Below are 13,458 nucleotides of genomic sequence, written 5' to 3'. Positions count from 1 at the left end.
GCGCAAATGTTGCCACAGTTTATATCGGACTGGAATACAGGTATTGCCGTTTCAAGCAGAATAATTACGGATTGAAAGATTATGATGGCTACGGTCGTCCGGTCTTCAGCGGTTGGATTTTCAACGGATTCGATACTAGAGATAAGAAAATGCTTAGGGCCGATAAGGCTCATTACGAAAATATAAATGAAGCTATAGAAAGTTTATCCGAAAGCCTGCAAAAGACCATAAAAGACTATAATCCTGTGATGGAATACACTGACGATGATTTTAATATTGGCCAAGTAGAAGATATGAACGTACTAATACAGAACATTATTTGGCAAAGTGTGCCTGCATCGAAACTTGCTGCACATAAACAAGTGAAAGATCTTACTGGCGATAGGGCCGCTTGGAGTGCATCGCAAATCGAATTGATCGGAAAGGTTGAAAATCAAATCAACGATATTGCTCAAAACATAATAAATAATTTTGAGTGAGAATGGGATCACATCATCCGTCGAGCGCGGCGTAGCGGCGGAAGATGCCCTGCTCGTTGAACGGGATCCGGCGCGGGCTCGCGAGGTAGGCCGCGATCCGCGGGCGCACCGCGACCGTCGCGTGCAGCGCGGCCACGCGCGGATGGTCGGGGAGCCGCGCCGCCATCGCCTTCGGGAAGGCGTAGCGCAGCCCGTCGATCAGCTGGAACAGCGACAGGTCGGCGTAGCTCAGGCGATCGCCGACGAGGTGGGTGCCGTCGTTGCGGGTGAGCACGTGCTCGAACCACGCCAAGAACTCGGGGATGCGGTCGGCGCGGAAATGCGCGGCGCGGCGCGCGGCTTCGGTCGTCTGGGCCTCGTAGGCGAGGCCGGCCGCGATCGGGTGGTGGGTGTCGTGCGCCTCGGCCACCATGTCGGCGATGGTGAGCTGGATCTGGTGCGTCCAGATCCGCTCGCCCTCGGCCGCTCCGGCCAACCCGAGCCGCGGGCCGAGATAGAGCAGGATCGCCGCCGTCTGCCCGACGACCACGTCGCCGTCGCGCAGGAAGGGCGGTGCGAAGGCCGGGCGCGGCTCGTCGAGATCCTCCAGGATCCGCGTCAGCGCCGGCAGGCCGAGACCGTCGGTCTCCGCCTCGCGGGCGACGTCGACGTAGGCCGCGCCGGCCTCTTCCAGGGCGAGGCGCACGAACTCGCCGCGGCCCTGCAGCATCGGCCAGTAATAGAGCTCGTAGGGCATCGCCGCGCCGTCACGCGCGCGGCGTCACTCGCCCGGGGCCTCGTCGGCGGCGGCCTTGTCGGCCGGCGGCTCGGCGCTGGCGACGGTCTTGCGCTCCAGCATCGGCTGGAGGCGGAGCGCGAGCTGCTGGTCGAGATGGCGGGCGTAGGCGCCCTTGAAGAACTTGGCGCCGGTGCCGCCGCCGTAGAGGCGATCATGCGCCGCGATCATCGCGTCGACCTCGGGACGGCAGAGAAAGCCGATCACGCCGGCGGCCTGGAACCAGCGACCGGCGCGGGCGTGGTTCATCGCGCCCGGGTTGGCCATCACCGTCTCGGCGAAGCAATCGGTCGCGGCCTGCTGCAGCGGCGCCAGCACCTTGTCCGCCTCGGGCTTCGAACGCTCGCGCGCCGTGGCCGGCGCGAGGGCGAGGAGGAATGCGAGCGCACCGAGCAGCGGGGTCTTCATGGCGCGGGAAGCCTCGAACGAGTGATCGATCGAGGCGAGTATTCCCCAGGGATTTTGTCGGGAACAGGGCCGTCCGCGCCGCAGCGCACGCGCCGGGCGCGATCCTGCGCCATCGTCGCTTCCGCGTCACAGCGGCGCCCCCGCCACCGCCGCTTCGACCGCCGGTTTCGCCTGGGAGCGTCCTAGCCGCGGCGCTCGGCGTTCCAGCGACCGCTGCATTCGGGGCCGCCCTGGGTCGACCAGGTGCCGGTGCCGGTCCCTTGGCGGCCGAGGCGCCCGACGACGTTGGCGGTCGCCGCCCCGTTTGAGATCGTCGCGCGCACCGACCCGTTGGTCGCGACCCGGCCGCTGATCGCGAAATCGCCGCCGGGATAGCTGGCCTCGCCGCGCTGGATCCGCACGCCGTAGCGATAGGCCCGGTCGCAGATGCCGGATTCGGTGATGACCTCGATGCTCCAGTTGCCGTCGTAGCGGTCGGGGATCTGGACCTTCTTCCGGGCCGCGTCGGCGGGGCTGAGGCCGGCGGCTGCGAGGATGAGGAAGGCGGAGGCCAGCGTCAGTGCTTTCATCGGATCCCGATCGGGCGAGCGTGTCGAGTGCCCGGCACGCACCGCGCGGGCGTGCAGGCATGTCCGCTTCGAAACACGCGACGGCCGGATCGGTTGCCGATTTCCCCGCTCAGGCGCGGGCGGCCCGTCTCAGGGCGTCGTTCAGCAGCGCCAGGAGGTCGCCGCCGGCATGGAGGAAGCCGTGGACGCCCGCCGCCGCGAGCGGTTCGGCGAGATCCGCCCCCGGCTTGCCCGCGAGGTAGATCGTCCCGGCGCCGGCCGCCGCCAGGGCCTTCGCCGCGGAGACGGCGCGGGCTTCGTAGACGGCGTCGGAGGAGCACAGGCAGGCGAGCGCCGCACCCGAGGCCTTGAACGCCTCGGCGAGGCTCGCATCGTCGGGGAACCCGTCGGTGCTCAGCGCCTCGATGCCGCCGGCGGCGAAGGCGTTGGCGGCGAAGGTCGAGCGGGCGTTGAACACCGCGACCGGGCCGAGATTGGCCAAAAACACCTGCGGGCGCTTCCCGGTCTTGTCGAGGAAGCCGTCGGAGGCGTCGCGCAGGGCCTCGTAGGGCTCGGCGAGCCGCTGCGACGGCAGGGCGTCGCAGGCGACCGCCGTTCCGCTGCCGAAGCTCGCCGCCGGGGGGGCGGCGACGGGCGCCACGTCGAGCACCGCGACCGACTTCTCGGCAAGGTAGGGGAATTCGGTGGCGCCGGTCAGCGCCTCGCGCCGCGTCGCGACGTTCTTCGCCCGCGTCTCCCGGGTGATCTCGATCCGGCGCTGGAGCTTGCCGACGCTGAGCGAGGCGACGATGCCGCCCTCGCGCTCGATCGCCCGGAACGCCTCCCAGCCGGCCTCGGCCAGCTGCGCCGTCAGGCTCTCGAAGCCGCCGGCGCCGGCGGCCGGATCGGCGACGCGGGCGAGGTTCGATTCCTCGATCAGCACGATCTGGCTGTTGCGCGCCACCCGCCGGGCGAAGGCGTCGGGGAGACCCAGCGCCTGGGTGTAGGGCAGGGCGGTGACGGCGTCGGCGCCGCCGAGCCCGGCCCCGGTCGCCGCCATCGCGGTCCGCAGGATGTTCACGAAGGGGTCGCGCCGGGTCATCATTCGCCACGCGGTCTCGGCCTGGAGCCGCAGCGGCTTCGGAGCGAGCCCGCAGGCCTGCTCGATGCGGGCCCAGAGCCGGCGCATCGCCCGAAACTTCGCGATGGTGAGGAACTCGTCCGCGTCGGTCACGAGCAGGATCCCGACCGCGTCGCGGGCCCGTTCCAGCGACACCCCTTCCGCCTCCAGCGCCCGGAGATAGGTCACGGCCGTGGCGAGCACCGCGCCCAGCTCGGCCGCCTCGCCGGCGCCGGCCTCGTGATAGGGCCGCCCGTCGGCCAGGAGCGCGCGCCCGGTGAAGCCGCCGGCGTCGAAGTCCTTCACCGCCTGCCCGAGCTTCGGCGCGATCTCGGACCACACCGCCCCGAGGCTGCCCGAGGCGGCAAGCGTGCCCACCGGATCGATGCCGAGGTCGAGGTCGCAGGCCGACAGGTCCTCGCCGCGCGCCTTCGCCAGCTCGACCACGAGGCGGGCCGCCTCCAGCCCGAGCGGGCCGGCGTCGACGCGCAATCCGATCAGCGGCAGCATCACGCCGGCAAGCGCGGCTTCCAGCTCTTCGACCGTGCGTGCGGTCAGGCCGTAGCCGTGGGCCGCCGGCGCGCCGGAGAACACCAGGGTCAGCGCATCGGCGCCGCCTTCGAGGTCGGCCAGCGCCTGCCGGTTCGCCTGCTCGATCTCGGGATGGTCGACCCGCTGGGCGATGCGCCACGGGCCGGCCGCGCGGACCGGCTGCGGCACGGGCTCGGCCGCCTCGTAGAGCGGCTCGATGCGCAGGCCGTCCGCCGTCTTGGAGACGAGGCGCTTCTCGTAGTCGGCGCCCTTCAGAACGCCCTCGACGAGGCCGAGCCAGCGCGCGCGGGTCGCGGGCTCGAAGAGGTCGGCAAGCGGTCTGTCTTCCATCGCGGAGGGCCTTCAAACGGTGCCGGGACGCGGGTCTTTCGCCCGCTCTCCCCATCCGTCTGCCCTCGCACGGCCCCGCTGGCGAGGCAATCGACGGCGGCGACCGTATTTTTTATCCAAAGATGATCAGGCCGGCGAAGCCCGCCGAGCCGACGATGATGCGCCACCACGCGAACAGCCAGAAGCCGTGGCGGGAGACGTAGTCGAGCACCGTCCGCACCACGACGAGGGCCGAGACGAAGGCCACCACGAAGCCGATGACGATCAGCCCGACGTCGTCGCCGTTGAGGTTCTTGTAGTTGTCGAGCAGGTCCTTGGCGAAGGCGCCGGCCATGGTCGGCATCGCGAGGTAGAACGAGAACTCGGTGGCGGAGCGCTTGTCGGCGCCCATCAGCATCGCGCCGACGATGGTGGCCCCGGAGCGCGACACGCCCGGGATCATCGCCAGGCACTGGAAGATGCCGATCTTCAGGTCCATCGGCAGGGTGAAGTCGTAGACGTCGGTCTTCTTCACCTCGAGATCGGTGTCGTCCAGGACGAGCAGCACGAGCCCGCCCGCGACCAGGGTCGCGCAGACGATCCACGGGTTGAACAGGTAGGCCTTGATCACCTTCGAGAACAGGCCGCCGATGATCGCCGCCGGCAGGAAGGCGAGGAGGATGCCGAGCACGAACCGGCGCGCCTGCGGGTCGTTCGGCAGGGCGAACGCGATGCCGAGCAGCCGGCGGAAATACACCGCCAGGATCGCCAGGATCGCGCCGAGCTGGATCAGCACCTCGAAGGTGTTGTTGGGCGAGTGGAACCCGATGAAGTGCCCGACCAGGAGCTGGTGCCCGGTGGAGGAGACCGGGATGAACTCGGTCGCGCCCTCGACGACCGCGAGCACGACCGCCTTCGCGATGCTCAACGCATCCATCATCGCAGATCTCGCATCATCGCTGGTCTCGACCGTTCGCGCCGCGCCGGCCGGCGACCGGCCTGAGGGAGTGGAATCGCCGCCCGCGGCGGGACGCCCGCAGGCTTCGCCGACGATGGTGAACGAGCGGTTACCGCGTTCCGTGCGGCGTGTTAATGAGGCGGCAACGATCGAGCAATCATGATCATCCCACGCTCGGTCCCGCGGGTGTCCCGTGCGGCGCGTCCCGCCGGCCCTTTTCAGTCCGACAACGGCCTCGATGGCGACGCTCTATCACTTTCCCTTCTGCGCCAACTCGCGCTTCATCCGCCTCGTCCTGGCCGAGATGGGCCTGGAGCCGAGCCTCGTCGAGGAGCGGCCCTGGGACAGGCGCGACGAGTTCCTGCTAATCAACCCGGCCGGCACCACGCCGGTGCTGATGGAGCAGGGCGGCCTGGTCGTGCCCGGCGGCGGCATCATCGCGGAATACCTCGACGAGACCCGCGGCCTCGGCCTCACCGGGCGCCGGCTGATGCCGGACCATCCGGCCGAGCGGGTCGAGGTGCGCCGGCTGATGGACTGGTTCCTGGTCAAGTTCGAGGCGGAGGTGACCGGCTACCTCGTGACCGAGAAGATCGCCAAGCGCTTCATGACCAGCGCCACCGGCGGCGGCCCGCCGGACATGAACGCGATCCGCGCCGCCCGCACCAACGTCCGCTACCACCTGAAGTACATCGGCTACCTGATGGCGCGGCGCCGCTGGATCGCCGGCGACCACCTGACCTATGCCGACCTCGCCGCCGCGGCGCACCTGAGCTGCGTCGACTACCTCGGCGACGTGCCGTGGGACGAGGACGAGACCGCGCGCGACTGGTACGCCCGGGTGAAATCGCGGCCCTCCTTCCGCGCGCTGCTCGCCGACCGGGTCGCGGGCATGCCGCCGGCCGGGCATTACGCGGACCTGGATTTCTGACCGACCGCCGCATCTTCGCAGGCCGGGACCTGCGCCGCCTCGTCGAGGCCCGCGCCCGCCACCTGGGCTTCTGCGACCTGCAGGTCACCCGCCCGGAGGCGGTGCCGGAATTGCCCGGACGCCTCGCCGCGTGGCTGGGCGAGGGCGCGCACGGCACGATGGGCTGGATGGAAGACCGCGCCGACCAGCGTGCATCGCCCAAAACCCTGTGGCCGGGGGTGCGCAGCATCATCATGCTCGCCACGAACTACGGACCCGAAACCGACCCGCTCGATCTGCTCGCGAAGAAGGATCGCGGCGTGATCGCGGCCTACGCCCAGCGCCGCGACTATCACGAGGTGGTGAAGGGCCGGCTGAAGGAGCTCGGCGGCTACCTCTCGGCCAAGGGCGACGTGCGGGTGAAGGTGTTCTGCGACACCGCCCCGGTGATGGAGAAGCCCCTGGCCGCGGCGGCCGGCCTCGGCTGGCAGGGCAAGCACACGGTGCTGCTGTCGCGCGATCACGGCAACTGGCTGCTGCTCGGCGCGATCTACACCTCGGCCGACTTGGAGCCGGACGCGCCCGAGCGCGACCATTGCGGCTCGTGCCGCGCCTGCCTCGACATCTGCCCGACCAACGCCTTCCCGGGCCCCTACCGGCTCGATGCGCGCCGCTGCATCTCCTACCTGACGATCGAGCATGCCGGCCCGATCGCCGCGGAGTTCCGCACCGCCATCGGCAACCGGGTGTTCGGCTGCGACGACTGCCTCGCCGTTTGCCCCTGGAACAAGTTCGCCCGCGTCGCGCAGGACGCGCGCATGGCCGCTGATCCCGGCCTCGACGCGCCGCCGCTGGCCGAGCTCGCCGCCCTCGACGACGCCGCCTTCCGCAGGCGCTTCGCCGGGACGCCGGTGAAGCGCACCGGCCGCGACCGCTTCCTGCGCAACGTCCTCATCGCCGTCGGCAACTCGGGAGACCCGGCGCTGGCGTCCTCCGCCGTGCGGAACCTCGCGGACCCGGCCGCGATCGTGCGGGGCATGGCGGTCTGGGCCTGCGGCAGGCTTCTCGGCGCCGCGGCCTGCCGTCCCCTTTACGAACGCCACGGGCTCGGCGAGACCGATCCGGACGTTCGGGCCGAGTGGCGTGCCGCGCTCGACCCGCCCGCGGAGATGCCATCATGACCCTGTTCGTCTTCGGCCTCGGCTTCTCGGCCCGGCGTTTCTCGGAATGCGCGCGCGGCCGGTTTCCCCAGATCGTCGCGACGGTGACCGAGCCGGACAAGGCCCGCGCGATCGAAGCGGAGACCGGACTGTCGATGAGGGCCTTCGGCCCCGAGGCCGACGACCCGCGCATCCCCGCCGACCTCGCGGCGGCCGACGCGCTGCTCGTCTCGGTCCCGCCCGACCGCGACGGCGACCCGGTGCTGCGGCGGTTCCGCGACGACATCGCCCGGAGCCGGATCGGCTGGATCGGCTACCTCTCGACGATCGGCGTCTACGGCGACCAGGGCGGCGCCTGGATCGACGAGACCGCGCCGGCGACGCCGAAGAGCGCGCGCTCGCAAGGGCGGCTGGCCGTCGAGAACGCGTGGCGGGCGCTCGGCGCCGAGACCGGCAAGGCGGTGCAGGTGTTCCGGCTGTCGGGCATCTACGGCCCGGGCCGCAACCCGATCGTGAAGCTGCGCGACGGCCGATCCCAGCGCATCGTCAAGGCGGGGCAGGTCTTCAACCGCATCCACATCGACGACATCGCCGCGACGCTGCTCGCCTCGCTCGACCGGCCGCGCAACGGCGCGGTCTACAATGTCACCGACGACGAGCCGGCGCCACCCCAGACCGTCACGGAATACGCCGCGGCGCTCACCGGCCTGCCCCTCCCGCCGGAGGTCGACTTCGAGACCGCCGACCTCTCGCCGATGGCACGCAGCTTCTACGGCGAGAACAAGCGCGTGCGGAACCGCCTGATCCGCGCGGAACTCGGCGTCGACCTCGCCTTCCCGACCTATCGCGAGGGGCTGCAGGCCTTGAAGGACGAGGCGGCCGGCTGACGGAGCCGGCCCACCGTCACGGGCGCGGCGGCACGTGCGCGTCGAGCCAGGCGGCCAGCCATGCGGCCACGTCGAGGCTGTTCCTGTCCTGCATCAGCATGTGCGAGTTGCCCGCCATGCCGACGTCGGGCAGCAGGACCAGCTCCGCCTTGCCGCCGGCCTTGTTGGCGGCCTCGACGAAGGTGCGGCAGAGCTTCAGCCGCGGGGCCCAGCGCGGCACGCGCTCGACGTAGTCGCCCCATAGCACGAGGATCGGCAGGTCCCTGTAGGGTGCCAGGTCGTCCTTGGCCGGATCGGGGCAGGCGGCCGGCTCGATCGCCACGAGGCCGCGGATGCCGGCGCGATCGAGCGCGGCGGTCTGGAACGGGTAGATGCCCGATTGCGAGTGGCTGATCAGGATCGCGCCGTCGAGCCCGGTTTTCTCGATCGTCTTGGCCAGCTCGGACAGGGCCGGCACGGTCGGGTTCGGGGTCGGCAGGGTCGCGGCCCAGTCGGCGACCATCTGCTTCCAGAACTCGGCCTGCGCCTCCAGCGGGAACTGCATCCCGGGAAACACCTCCGGATATTTCGGGCCGAAGCGGAAGATCGCCCAGGCCGGCTCCTGGCCGGCCGACACCACCGGCGGCAGCGTCTCGGGCGCCGCTTGGCCGGTCTTCACCGCGTTGATCCTGGACGGGTCCACCGCCGAGCGGCCGCGACCGGCCTGGTCGATCACGTAGGTCGGGAACCCGGCGCGGACGAAGAACTCGTCCCAGCCCATGCGCCCGTCCGGCGTCGTCTCCCAGGTCTTGCCCGTGAGGCAGCAGCCGTGGATCAGGACGATCGCCGGGCGCTTGGCCGCCACCGGGATCTGGTAGCGCACGTAGACCTGGTCGACGCTGATCGTGCCCGAGGGCGCGTAGGCCGGCAGCGTCGAGAGGGTGTCGGAGGCGACGCTGCGGCCGCCGACGAAGAAGCTGCCCTGCCGGGCGATCGTCAGCGGCCCTGCGGGCTCGGCCGCCGCTGCGGGCGGGGCGAGCAGGCTCCCGATCAGGGCGATGGCGGCGAGACGCCGCCGCGGCGGCGTCGTGTTGTCCTCGGACATGCGGTTCCCGGTTCCCCGCGGCGCCGTCTTCCGTGGCGCCGCAGCCGGAACCTAGCACCGCCGCGCCCGCCGGCATCAACCGGAAGGTGCGGCGGCGCGACGATCAGGCCGAGAGTTCACGCTCGACGCGGGCCGCGGCCTCGGCCGGCACGTCGAGCGCCTCGGCCAGCATCTTGAGGAACTGGCGCTCCTGCATCGTGTCGAGGTCGATCGCCAGGGCCGCGGCGGCGTAGATCCGGGCGGCGGCGTCGGAATCGTCGACCGCGTCGGCGATCTCGTCGATCTCGGCCGGGTTGGCGAGCTCGCGCTCGAGCCAGGCGCGCCCGTCGCGATCGATGCCGGCCGCCGCGACGGCCTCGTCGAGCCGGCGCCGCTCGGCCGCGTCGACCAAGCCGTCGGCCACGGTCGCCGCCACCATCGCGCGCAGCATCAGGCGCGCCTCGTCTTCCGGCACGTCCTGGGACGCCGTCGTCTGCGCCTCGTCCGGCTTGCCGCCGCGCAGCGCCCGGAAGGCGAGGCCGCCGATCAGCGCGAGGCCGCCCAGGGCCGCGCCGGCCAGGGCTCCGCCGCGCGCCTTGACGAGGGCGTCGACGATCGACTTCGCGTCGACGGACTTCTTGGGATCGACGGGCAATTTGGTGTCGGCGGTTTTGTTCAGATCGGGCATCGCGGGCTACTCCGAACGCGGGCGGGGATCGGACCGGCAACGACCGGACGGGGCCAAGGTTCATCGGCATCTTCCGTCGCGCCGGTGGCGGTTGCCGGATTCGGGCGAGGCGGCGATAGAGGGCGGCACCAGCCGATGGCGCTCCTTCCCCGTCCCCTAAGCCGAGAGGCCATGACGACAGCCGCACGATCCAAGAGCCCGAGCCTGCCTCTGCGGGACGCCGAGCGCGCCAGGCGCCTCGCGGCCGTGGCCGCAACCGCGTTGCGGCTCGAGCTCAACACCTACCCCAAGCCCGGCCTCGTCAGCCGCGTCGACAGCGGCAGCCATGCCGACATGGACGCCGCCACCTTCGCGGCGAGCGCGGCGGCGATCGAGCCCTACCTCGCCGACCTCGCGGCCGCCGGCGCCCAGGAGGCGACAATGCCGGCGCTGCGCCGCATCGGCATCGCGGCCGAGGCGGCGATGCGCGCGGCGACCGGGGGCGTGAACACCCATCGCGGCGCGATCTTCGGCCTCGGGCTGCTCTGCGCGGCCGCCGGGTCGTTCACCGGCGAGACGATCCCCGCCGGAGGGCTCGGCGTCCGGATCCGCCAACGCTACGGCGACGCCATCCTCGACGGCCCGGTCCTGCTGCGCGCCCCCGGAGCCGAGGCCCGGCGCCGCCACGGGGTCGGCGGCGCGCCGCACGAGGCGGCCTCCGGCTTCCCCCACCTCTACGGGGTCGGCCTACCGGCCCTCGACCGCGGCCGGTGCCTGCGGCCGGACGATCCGGAGGCGGCGCGTGTCGAGGCTTGCCTCGCGCTCATCGCCACTTTGGAGGACACGAACCTGCTGCATCGCGGCGGCGAGGCCGGCTACGCCTTCGCCCGCGACGCCGCCGCCGGCTTCATCACGGCCGGCGGCGTCGGCCGGTCGGATTGGCGCGCCGCGGCGGAGGACCTCCACCGCGCCTTCGTCGCGCGCAACCTCAGCCCCGGCGGCGCGGCCGACCTGCTGGCGATGACCCTGTTCGTGGACGCGATCGAGGCGCCGCGCCCATGACGCTGGCGATCCTCTGCTCGGGGCAGGGCGCCCAGCATCCCGGAATGTTCGATCTCACCGCCGACCTGCCGGCGGCGCAGGCCGTGTTCACCGCGGCGCGGCCGCTGCTCGAGGCCGACCCGCGCGACCTCGCACGCGCCGGCGGCGACGCCCTGAACGAGAACCGCACCGGGCAGATCCTGTGCTGCGTCGCGGCGCTCGCCGCCTGGACCCTCCTCTCGGAGGCGACGCCCGGCCGCCGGATCGTCGCCGGCTACAGCATCGGCGACTTGGCCGCCTGGGGCTGCGCCGGACGCTTCTCGGCCGAGACCGTGCTGGCGCTCGCCGCGGCCCGAGCCGAGGCGATGGATGCGGCCTCCGGCTCGGGGTACGGCCTCGCCGGCATCCGCGGCCTGCCGCAGGCGCGGGTCGCGGCGATGGCGACCGCGCAGGGCTGCCACCTCGCGATCCGGAACGCGCCCGACAGCGTCGTGATCGGCGGAGCGGTCGGCGGATTGGAGGCCGTCCGCCGCGACGCCCTCGCGGCCGGCGCGCAGCGCGCGGTGCTGCTTCCGGTGCGGACGCCGTCGCACACCCCGCTCCTCGCGGACGCCGCCGCCCGCTTCCGCAAAACCCTGCGCGAGGCTCTTCCTGACAAGCCGGCGCGCACGGCGCCCCGTCTGGTCAGCGGGCTCGACGGCAGCACCGTGTTCGATGCCGCGGCCGGGCTCGACAAGCTCGCGCGCCAGATCGCCACCACGATCGATTGGGCGGCCTGCCTCGACGCCTGCCGGGAATACGGCGCCACCACCGTGCTCGAGCTCGGCCCCGGCCACGCGCTCGCGACGATGGCCGCCGCGGCGCTCCCCGACGCGCGGGTGCGGGCGCTGGAGGATTTCCGTTCCGCGGCGGGCGTGACGGAGTGGCTCTCGGCCTAGGGAACGCTGCGCCCGAAGCGCTCTCCCTCCCCCCGCGGAGGGGGGAGGGGGGACGTGAAGCTGGGCGCCGGAGCGTTCAGTGGGCCCGGCAGCCCGGTGCCCGGCGGGCCAGCGCGCCCGAACCCGTCACGAATCGAGGGCGTCGGCCTCGTCGATGTCGAGGAGGAAGACGATGTCGGCTTCGTCCTCGTCGTCCTCGCCCTCTTCGGTGGTGGCGTCGTTGGCGGCGGCGTGGCGCGGATCGTCCTCGAAGTCGCCCTCGCCGTCGTCCTCCGCCAGCGCGTCCTCGAAGATCTCGATCTCGTCCTCGCTGGCGGCGCGGATCTTGAGCTCCGAGGTGCCGTTCCAGAGCGGCGCGCCGTCGCTCGTCATCTTCTGGATGTCTTCCTTGAAGCCGTCGCAGGTGAAGAGGTCGCGCGCGGTCTCCTCGTCGCCGTTGATGACCGCCACGGCTTTGCCCTCGATCTCGAGCGTGAACATCGCTGACTTCCCTCTGGTTACCGTGGTTGCGGAAGGCCCCGCATCCGGGCCGTTCGCGCCTGCGCCGCAAGAAAGCTCTGGAACTTCCGCGCACCGCTCTCAATCCGGTCGCGGGGATGCTGTAGGGGGGAACGGTACACCCGCCAACCCCGAATTATCGCGCCGTCCGAGCCCTCCGCGGTCCGCCTCCTGCTTGGACCCGGCGACGGCATGGCGTGGCCGGCGCCGGCCCAGGAAAGAAGGATCATCCCGGATGCGGATCAGGCTCGGCTGCGAGATGCGCTACGCCTTCCCCTATCCCGTGCCGATGGTGGTGATGCTCAACCTGCATCCCTCCTGCGCCGACGCCCTCGAGGCCCCCGATGCGATCGTCACCCATCCCGAGGTGCCGGTCGAGACGTACCGGGACAGCTTCGGCAACCTGTGCGGCCGCCTGATCGCGCCGGCCGGCGCGTTCACCATCGGCACCGACGGGGTCGTCGCCGACGACGGGTTGCCCGATCCCGCCGAGCGGGACGCCGAGCAGCACCGCGTCGAGGACCTGCCGGCCGAGACCCTGCTGTTCCTGCTGCCGAGCCGCTACTGCGAATCCGATCTGCTCGCCGAGGAGGCCTGGCGGCTGTTCGGCGACGTGCCGCCCGGCTGGGCCCGGGTGCAGGCGGTGTGCGACTTCGTCCACGCCCACCTCGCCTTCGGCTACGAGTTCGCCCACCGCGACCGCACCGCGCTCGACGCCTACCAGGGCGGGCGCGGGGTCTGCCGCGACTTCACCCATCTCGCGGTGGCGTTCTGCCGGGCGCTGAACCTGCCGACCCGTTACTGCACCGGCTACATCAGCTTCATCGGCGAGCCCGAGCCGCACCCGGCCGGCGATTTCTGCGCCTGGATGGAGGTCTATCTCGGCGGGCGCTGGCACGTGTTCGACCCGCGCAACAATGCGCCGCGCATCGGCCGGGTGATGGTCGCCTACGGGCGCGACGCCGCCGACGTGCCGCTGACCCACACCTTCGGCCCGAACCCGCTGGTCGGCTTCCGGGTCTGGGCCGACGCCGTCGCGGTGATCGACCACCTCGACGCGGAGGCCGCCGAGGAGCCGGAGGAGCCGCTGCCGCCGCAGACCATGACGACCCGGATGGGGTGAGGAGCGTTCATTCTTGGTCGTA

The 13,458-nt window shown here is 71.4% G+C and carries 16 protein-coding genes; 8 read left to right on the top strand and 8 right to left on the bottom strand.

Annotated features, from left to right (window positions below; genetic code table 11):
• The first annotated feature begins 71 nt into the window (after window positions 1-71).
• A complete protein-coding gene (locus MKK70_RS09045; RefSeq protein WP_243947048.1) occupies window positions 72-479 on the top strand; it encodes a hypothetical protein in 408 nt (135 codons plus the stop codon).
• Window positions 480-492: 13 nt separating this feature from the next.
• On the opposite strand, the gene MKK70_RS09040 is transcribed toward MKK70_RS09045, so the two are convergent.
• The 5 genes from MKK70_RS09040 to MKK70_RS09020 all read right to left on the bottom strand — a co-directional run bounded on the left by MKK70_RS09040 (window position 493) and on the right by MKK70_RS09020 (window position 5,128).
• The gene (locus MKK70_RS09040) at window positions 493-1,215 is read right to left on the bottom strand and encodes a glutathione S-transferase family protein (protein ID WP_243947046.1); all 723 of its coding nucleotides are present in this window, start codon (window positions 1,213-1,215) and stop codon (window positions 493-495) included.
• A 24-nt stretch (window positions 1,216-1,239) separates the two neighbouring features.
• Entirely contained in the window at window positions 1,240-1,662 is a 423-nt protein-coding gene (locus MKK70_RS09035) for a hypothetical protein (RefSeq protein ID WP_147843604.1), read from the bottom strand.
• Window positions 1,663-1,844: 182 nt separating this feature from the next.
• Window positions 1,845-2,231 carry a hypothetical protein gene (locus MKK70_RS09030; protein ID WP_147727633.1) on the bottom strand — a complete coding sequence of 129 codons (387 nt, stop codon included), beginning with the start codon at window positions 2,229-2,231 and terminating at the stop codon, window positions 1,845-1,847.
• A gap of 109 nt (window positions 2,232-2,340) precedes the next feature.
• Window positions 2,341-4,212, bottom strand: coding sequence for a methylmalonyl-CoA mutase subunit beta (locus tag MKK70_RS09025; protein WP_243947044.1), 1,872 nt, complete (start codon window positions 4,210-4,212; stop codon window positions 2,341-2,343).
• A gap of 112 nt (window positions 4,213-4,324) precedes the next feature.
• Window positions 4,325-5,128, bottom strand: a complete 804-nt coding sequence (locus MKK70_RS09020) for an undecaprenyl-diphosphate phosphatase (protein WP_243947114.1) — start codon at window positions 5,126-5,128, stop codon at window positions 4,325-4,327.
• Between MKK70_RS09020 and MKK70_RS09015 the strand changes: the two genes are divergently transcribed.
• The 4 genes from MKK70_RS09015 to MKK70_RS09000 all read left to right on the top strand — a co-directional run bounded on the left by MKK70_RS09015 (window position 5,112) and on the right by MKK70_RS09000 (window position 8,106).
• Window positions 5,112-5,312: a hypothetical protein gene (locus MKK70_RS09015; protein WP_243947124.1), complete on the top strand. Its 201-nt coding sequence runs from the start codon at window positions 5,112-5,114 to the stop codon at window positions 5,310-5,312. The two genes, MKK70_RS09020 and MKK70_RS09015, sit on opposite strands and share 17 nt — an antisense overlap.
• Window positions 5,313-5,387: 75 nt before the next feature.
• Window positions 5,388-6,080: a glutathione S-transferase family protein gene (locus MKK70_RS09010; RefSeq protein ID WP_147727635.1), complete on the top strand. Its 693-nt coding sequence runs from the start codon at window positions 5,388-5,390 to the stop codon at window positions 6,078-6,080.
• Between the two features lie 29 nt (window positions 6,081-6,109).
• Entirely contained in the window at window positions 6,110-7,240 is a 1,131-nt protein-coding gene (gene queG / locus MKK70_RS09005) for a tRNA epoxyqueuosine(34) reductase QueG (protein WP_279603570.1), read from the top strand.
• Window positions 7,237-8,106 (top strand): SDR family oxidoreductase, encoded by an 870-nt coding sequence (locus tag MKK70_RS09000; RefSeq protein ID WP_147843405.1) that lies wholly within the window; start codon window positions 7,237-7,239, stop codon window positions 8,104-8,106. Before queG ends, MKK70_RS09000 begins: the two co-directional genes overlap by 4 nt.
• A 16-nt stretch (window positions 8,107-8,122) precedes the next feature.
• Here the strand turns inward: MKK70_RS09000 and MKK70_RS08995 are convergent, their stop codons facing one another.
• A complete protein-coding gene (locus MKK70_RS08995; RefSeq protein WP_243947040.1) occupies window positions 8,123-9,190 on the bottom strand; it encodes an esterase in 1,068 nt (355 codons plus the stop codon).
• Window positions 9,191-9,293: 103 nt separating this feature from the next.
• Window positions 9,294-9,857, bottom strand: a complete 564-nt coding sequence (locus MKK70_RS08990; RefSeq protein WP_243947038.1) for a DUF533 domain-containing protein — start codon at window positions 9,855-9,857, stop codon at window positions 9,294-9,296.
• A 171-nt stretch (window positions 9,858-10,028) separates the two neighbouring features.
• On the opposite strand from MKK70_RS08990, the gene mdcB reads away from it, so the two are divergent.
• Entirely contained in the window at window positions 10,029-10,898 is an 870-nt protein-coding gene (gene mdcB, locus MKK70_RS08985; RefSeq protein WP_243947036.1) for a triphosphoribosyl-dephospho-CoA synthase MdcB, read from the top strand.
• A complete protein-coding gene (mdcH, locus tag MKK70_RS08980; protein ID WP_243947033.1) occupies window positions 10,895-11,815 on the top strand; it encodes a malonate decarboxylase subunit epsilon in 921 nt (306 codons plus the stop codon). Before mdcB ends, mdcH begins: the two co-directional genes overlap by 4 nt.
• A 126-nt stretch (window positions 11,816-11,941) precedes the next feature.
• Here mdcH and MKK70_RS08975 read toward each other — a convergent pair whose 3' ends face one another.
• Window positions 11,942-12,295, bottom strand: a complete 354-nt coding sequence (locus MKK70_RS08975) for a hypothetical protein (RefSeq protein WP_147728881.1) — start codon at window positions 12,293-12,295, stop codon at window positions 11,942-11,944.
• Between the two features lie 253 nt (window positions 12,296-12,548).
• Between MKK70_RS08975 and MKK70_RS08970 the strand changes: the two genes are divergently transcribed.
• Window positions 12,549-13,436 carry a transglutaminase-like domain-containing protein gene (locus MKK70_RS08970; RefSeq protein ID WP_147843400.1) on the top strand — a complete coding sequence of 296 codons (888 nt, stop codon included), beginning with the start codon at window positions 12,549-12,551 and terminating at the stop codon, window positions 13,434-13,436.
• Window positions 13,437-13,458 lie beyond the last annotated feature (22 nt).

Origin of the sequence: Methylobacterium sp. E-041, from assembly GCF_022829665.1 — a bacterium.
GTDB lineage: Bacteria > Pseudomonadota > Alphaproteobacteria > Rhizobiales > Beijerinckiaceae > Methylobacterium.
Note: the sequence above shows the minus strand (reverse complement) of the source record. Positions and strands in the feature narration are given on the sequence as shown.

Excerpts from the sequence above, each read along its gene's own strand:
- MKK70_RS09040 (WP_243947046.1), bottom strand. The coding sequence starts at position 1,215 with ATGCCCTACGAGCTCTATTACTGGCCGATGCTGCAGGGCCGCGGCGAG.
- MKK70_RS09035 (WP_147843604.1), bottom strand. The coding sequence starts at position 1,662 with ATGAAGACCCCGCTGCTCGGTGCGCTCGCATTCCTCCTCGCCCTCGCG.
- MKK70_RS09030 (WP_147727633.1), bottom strand. The coding sequence starts at position 2,231 with ATGAAAGCACTGACGCTGGCCTCCGCCTTCCTCATCCTCGCAGCCGCC.
- MKK70_RS09025 (WP_243947044.1), bottom strand. The coding sequence starts at position 4,212 with ATGGAAGACAGACCGCTTGCCGACCTCTTCGAGCCCGCGACCCGCGCG.
- MKK70_RS09015 (WP_243947124.1), top strand. The coding sequence starts at position 5,112 with ATGCTCAACGCATCCATCATCGCAGATCTCGCATCATCGCTGGTCTCG.
- MKK70_RS09020 (WP_243947114.1), bottom strand. The coding sequence starts at position 5,128 with ATGGATGCGTTGAGCATCGCGAAGGCGGTCGTGCTCGCGGTCGTCGAG.
- MKK70_RS09010 (WP_147727635.1), top strand. The coding sequence starts at position 5,388 with ATGGCGACGCTCTATCACTTTCCCTTCTGCGCCAACTCGCGCTTCATC.
- MKK70_RS09000 (WP_147843405.1), top strand. The coding sequence starts at position 7,237 with ATGACCCTGTTCGTCTTCGGCCTCGGCTTCTCGGCCCGGCGTTTCTCG.
- MKK70_RS08995 (WP_243947040.1), bottom strand. The coding sequence starts at position 9,190 with ATGTCCGAGGACAACACGACGCCGCCGCGGCGGCGTCTCGCCGCCATC.
- MKK70_RS08990 (WP_243947038.1), bottom strand. The coding sequence starts at position 9,857 with ATGCCCGATCTGAACAAAACCGCCGACACCAAATTGCCCGTCGATCCC.
- mdcB (WP_243947036.1), top strand. The coding sequence starts at position 10,029 with ATGACGACAGCCGCACGATCCAAGAGCCCGAGCCTGCCTCTGCGGGAC.
- mdcH (WP_243947033.1), top strand. The coding sequence starts at position 10,895 with ATGACGCTGGCGATCCTCTGCTCGGGGCAGGGCGCCCAGCATCCCGGA.
- MKK70_RS08975 (WP_147728881.1), bottom strand. The coding sequence starts at position 12,295 with ATGTTCACGCTCGAGATCGAGGGCAAAGCCGTGGCGGTCATCAACGGC.
- MKK70_RS08970 (WP_147843400.1), top strand. The coding sequence starts at position 12,549 with ATGCGGATCAGGCTCGGCTGCGAGATGCGCTACGCCTTCCCCTATCCC.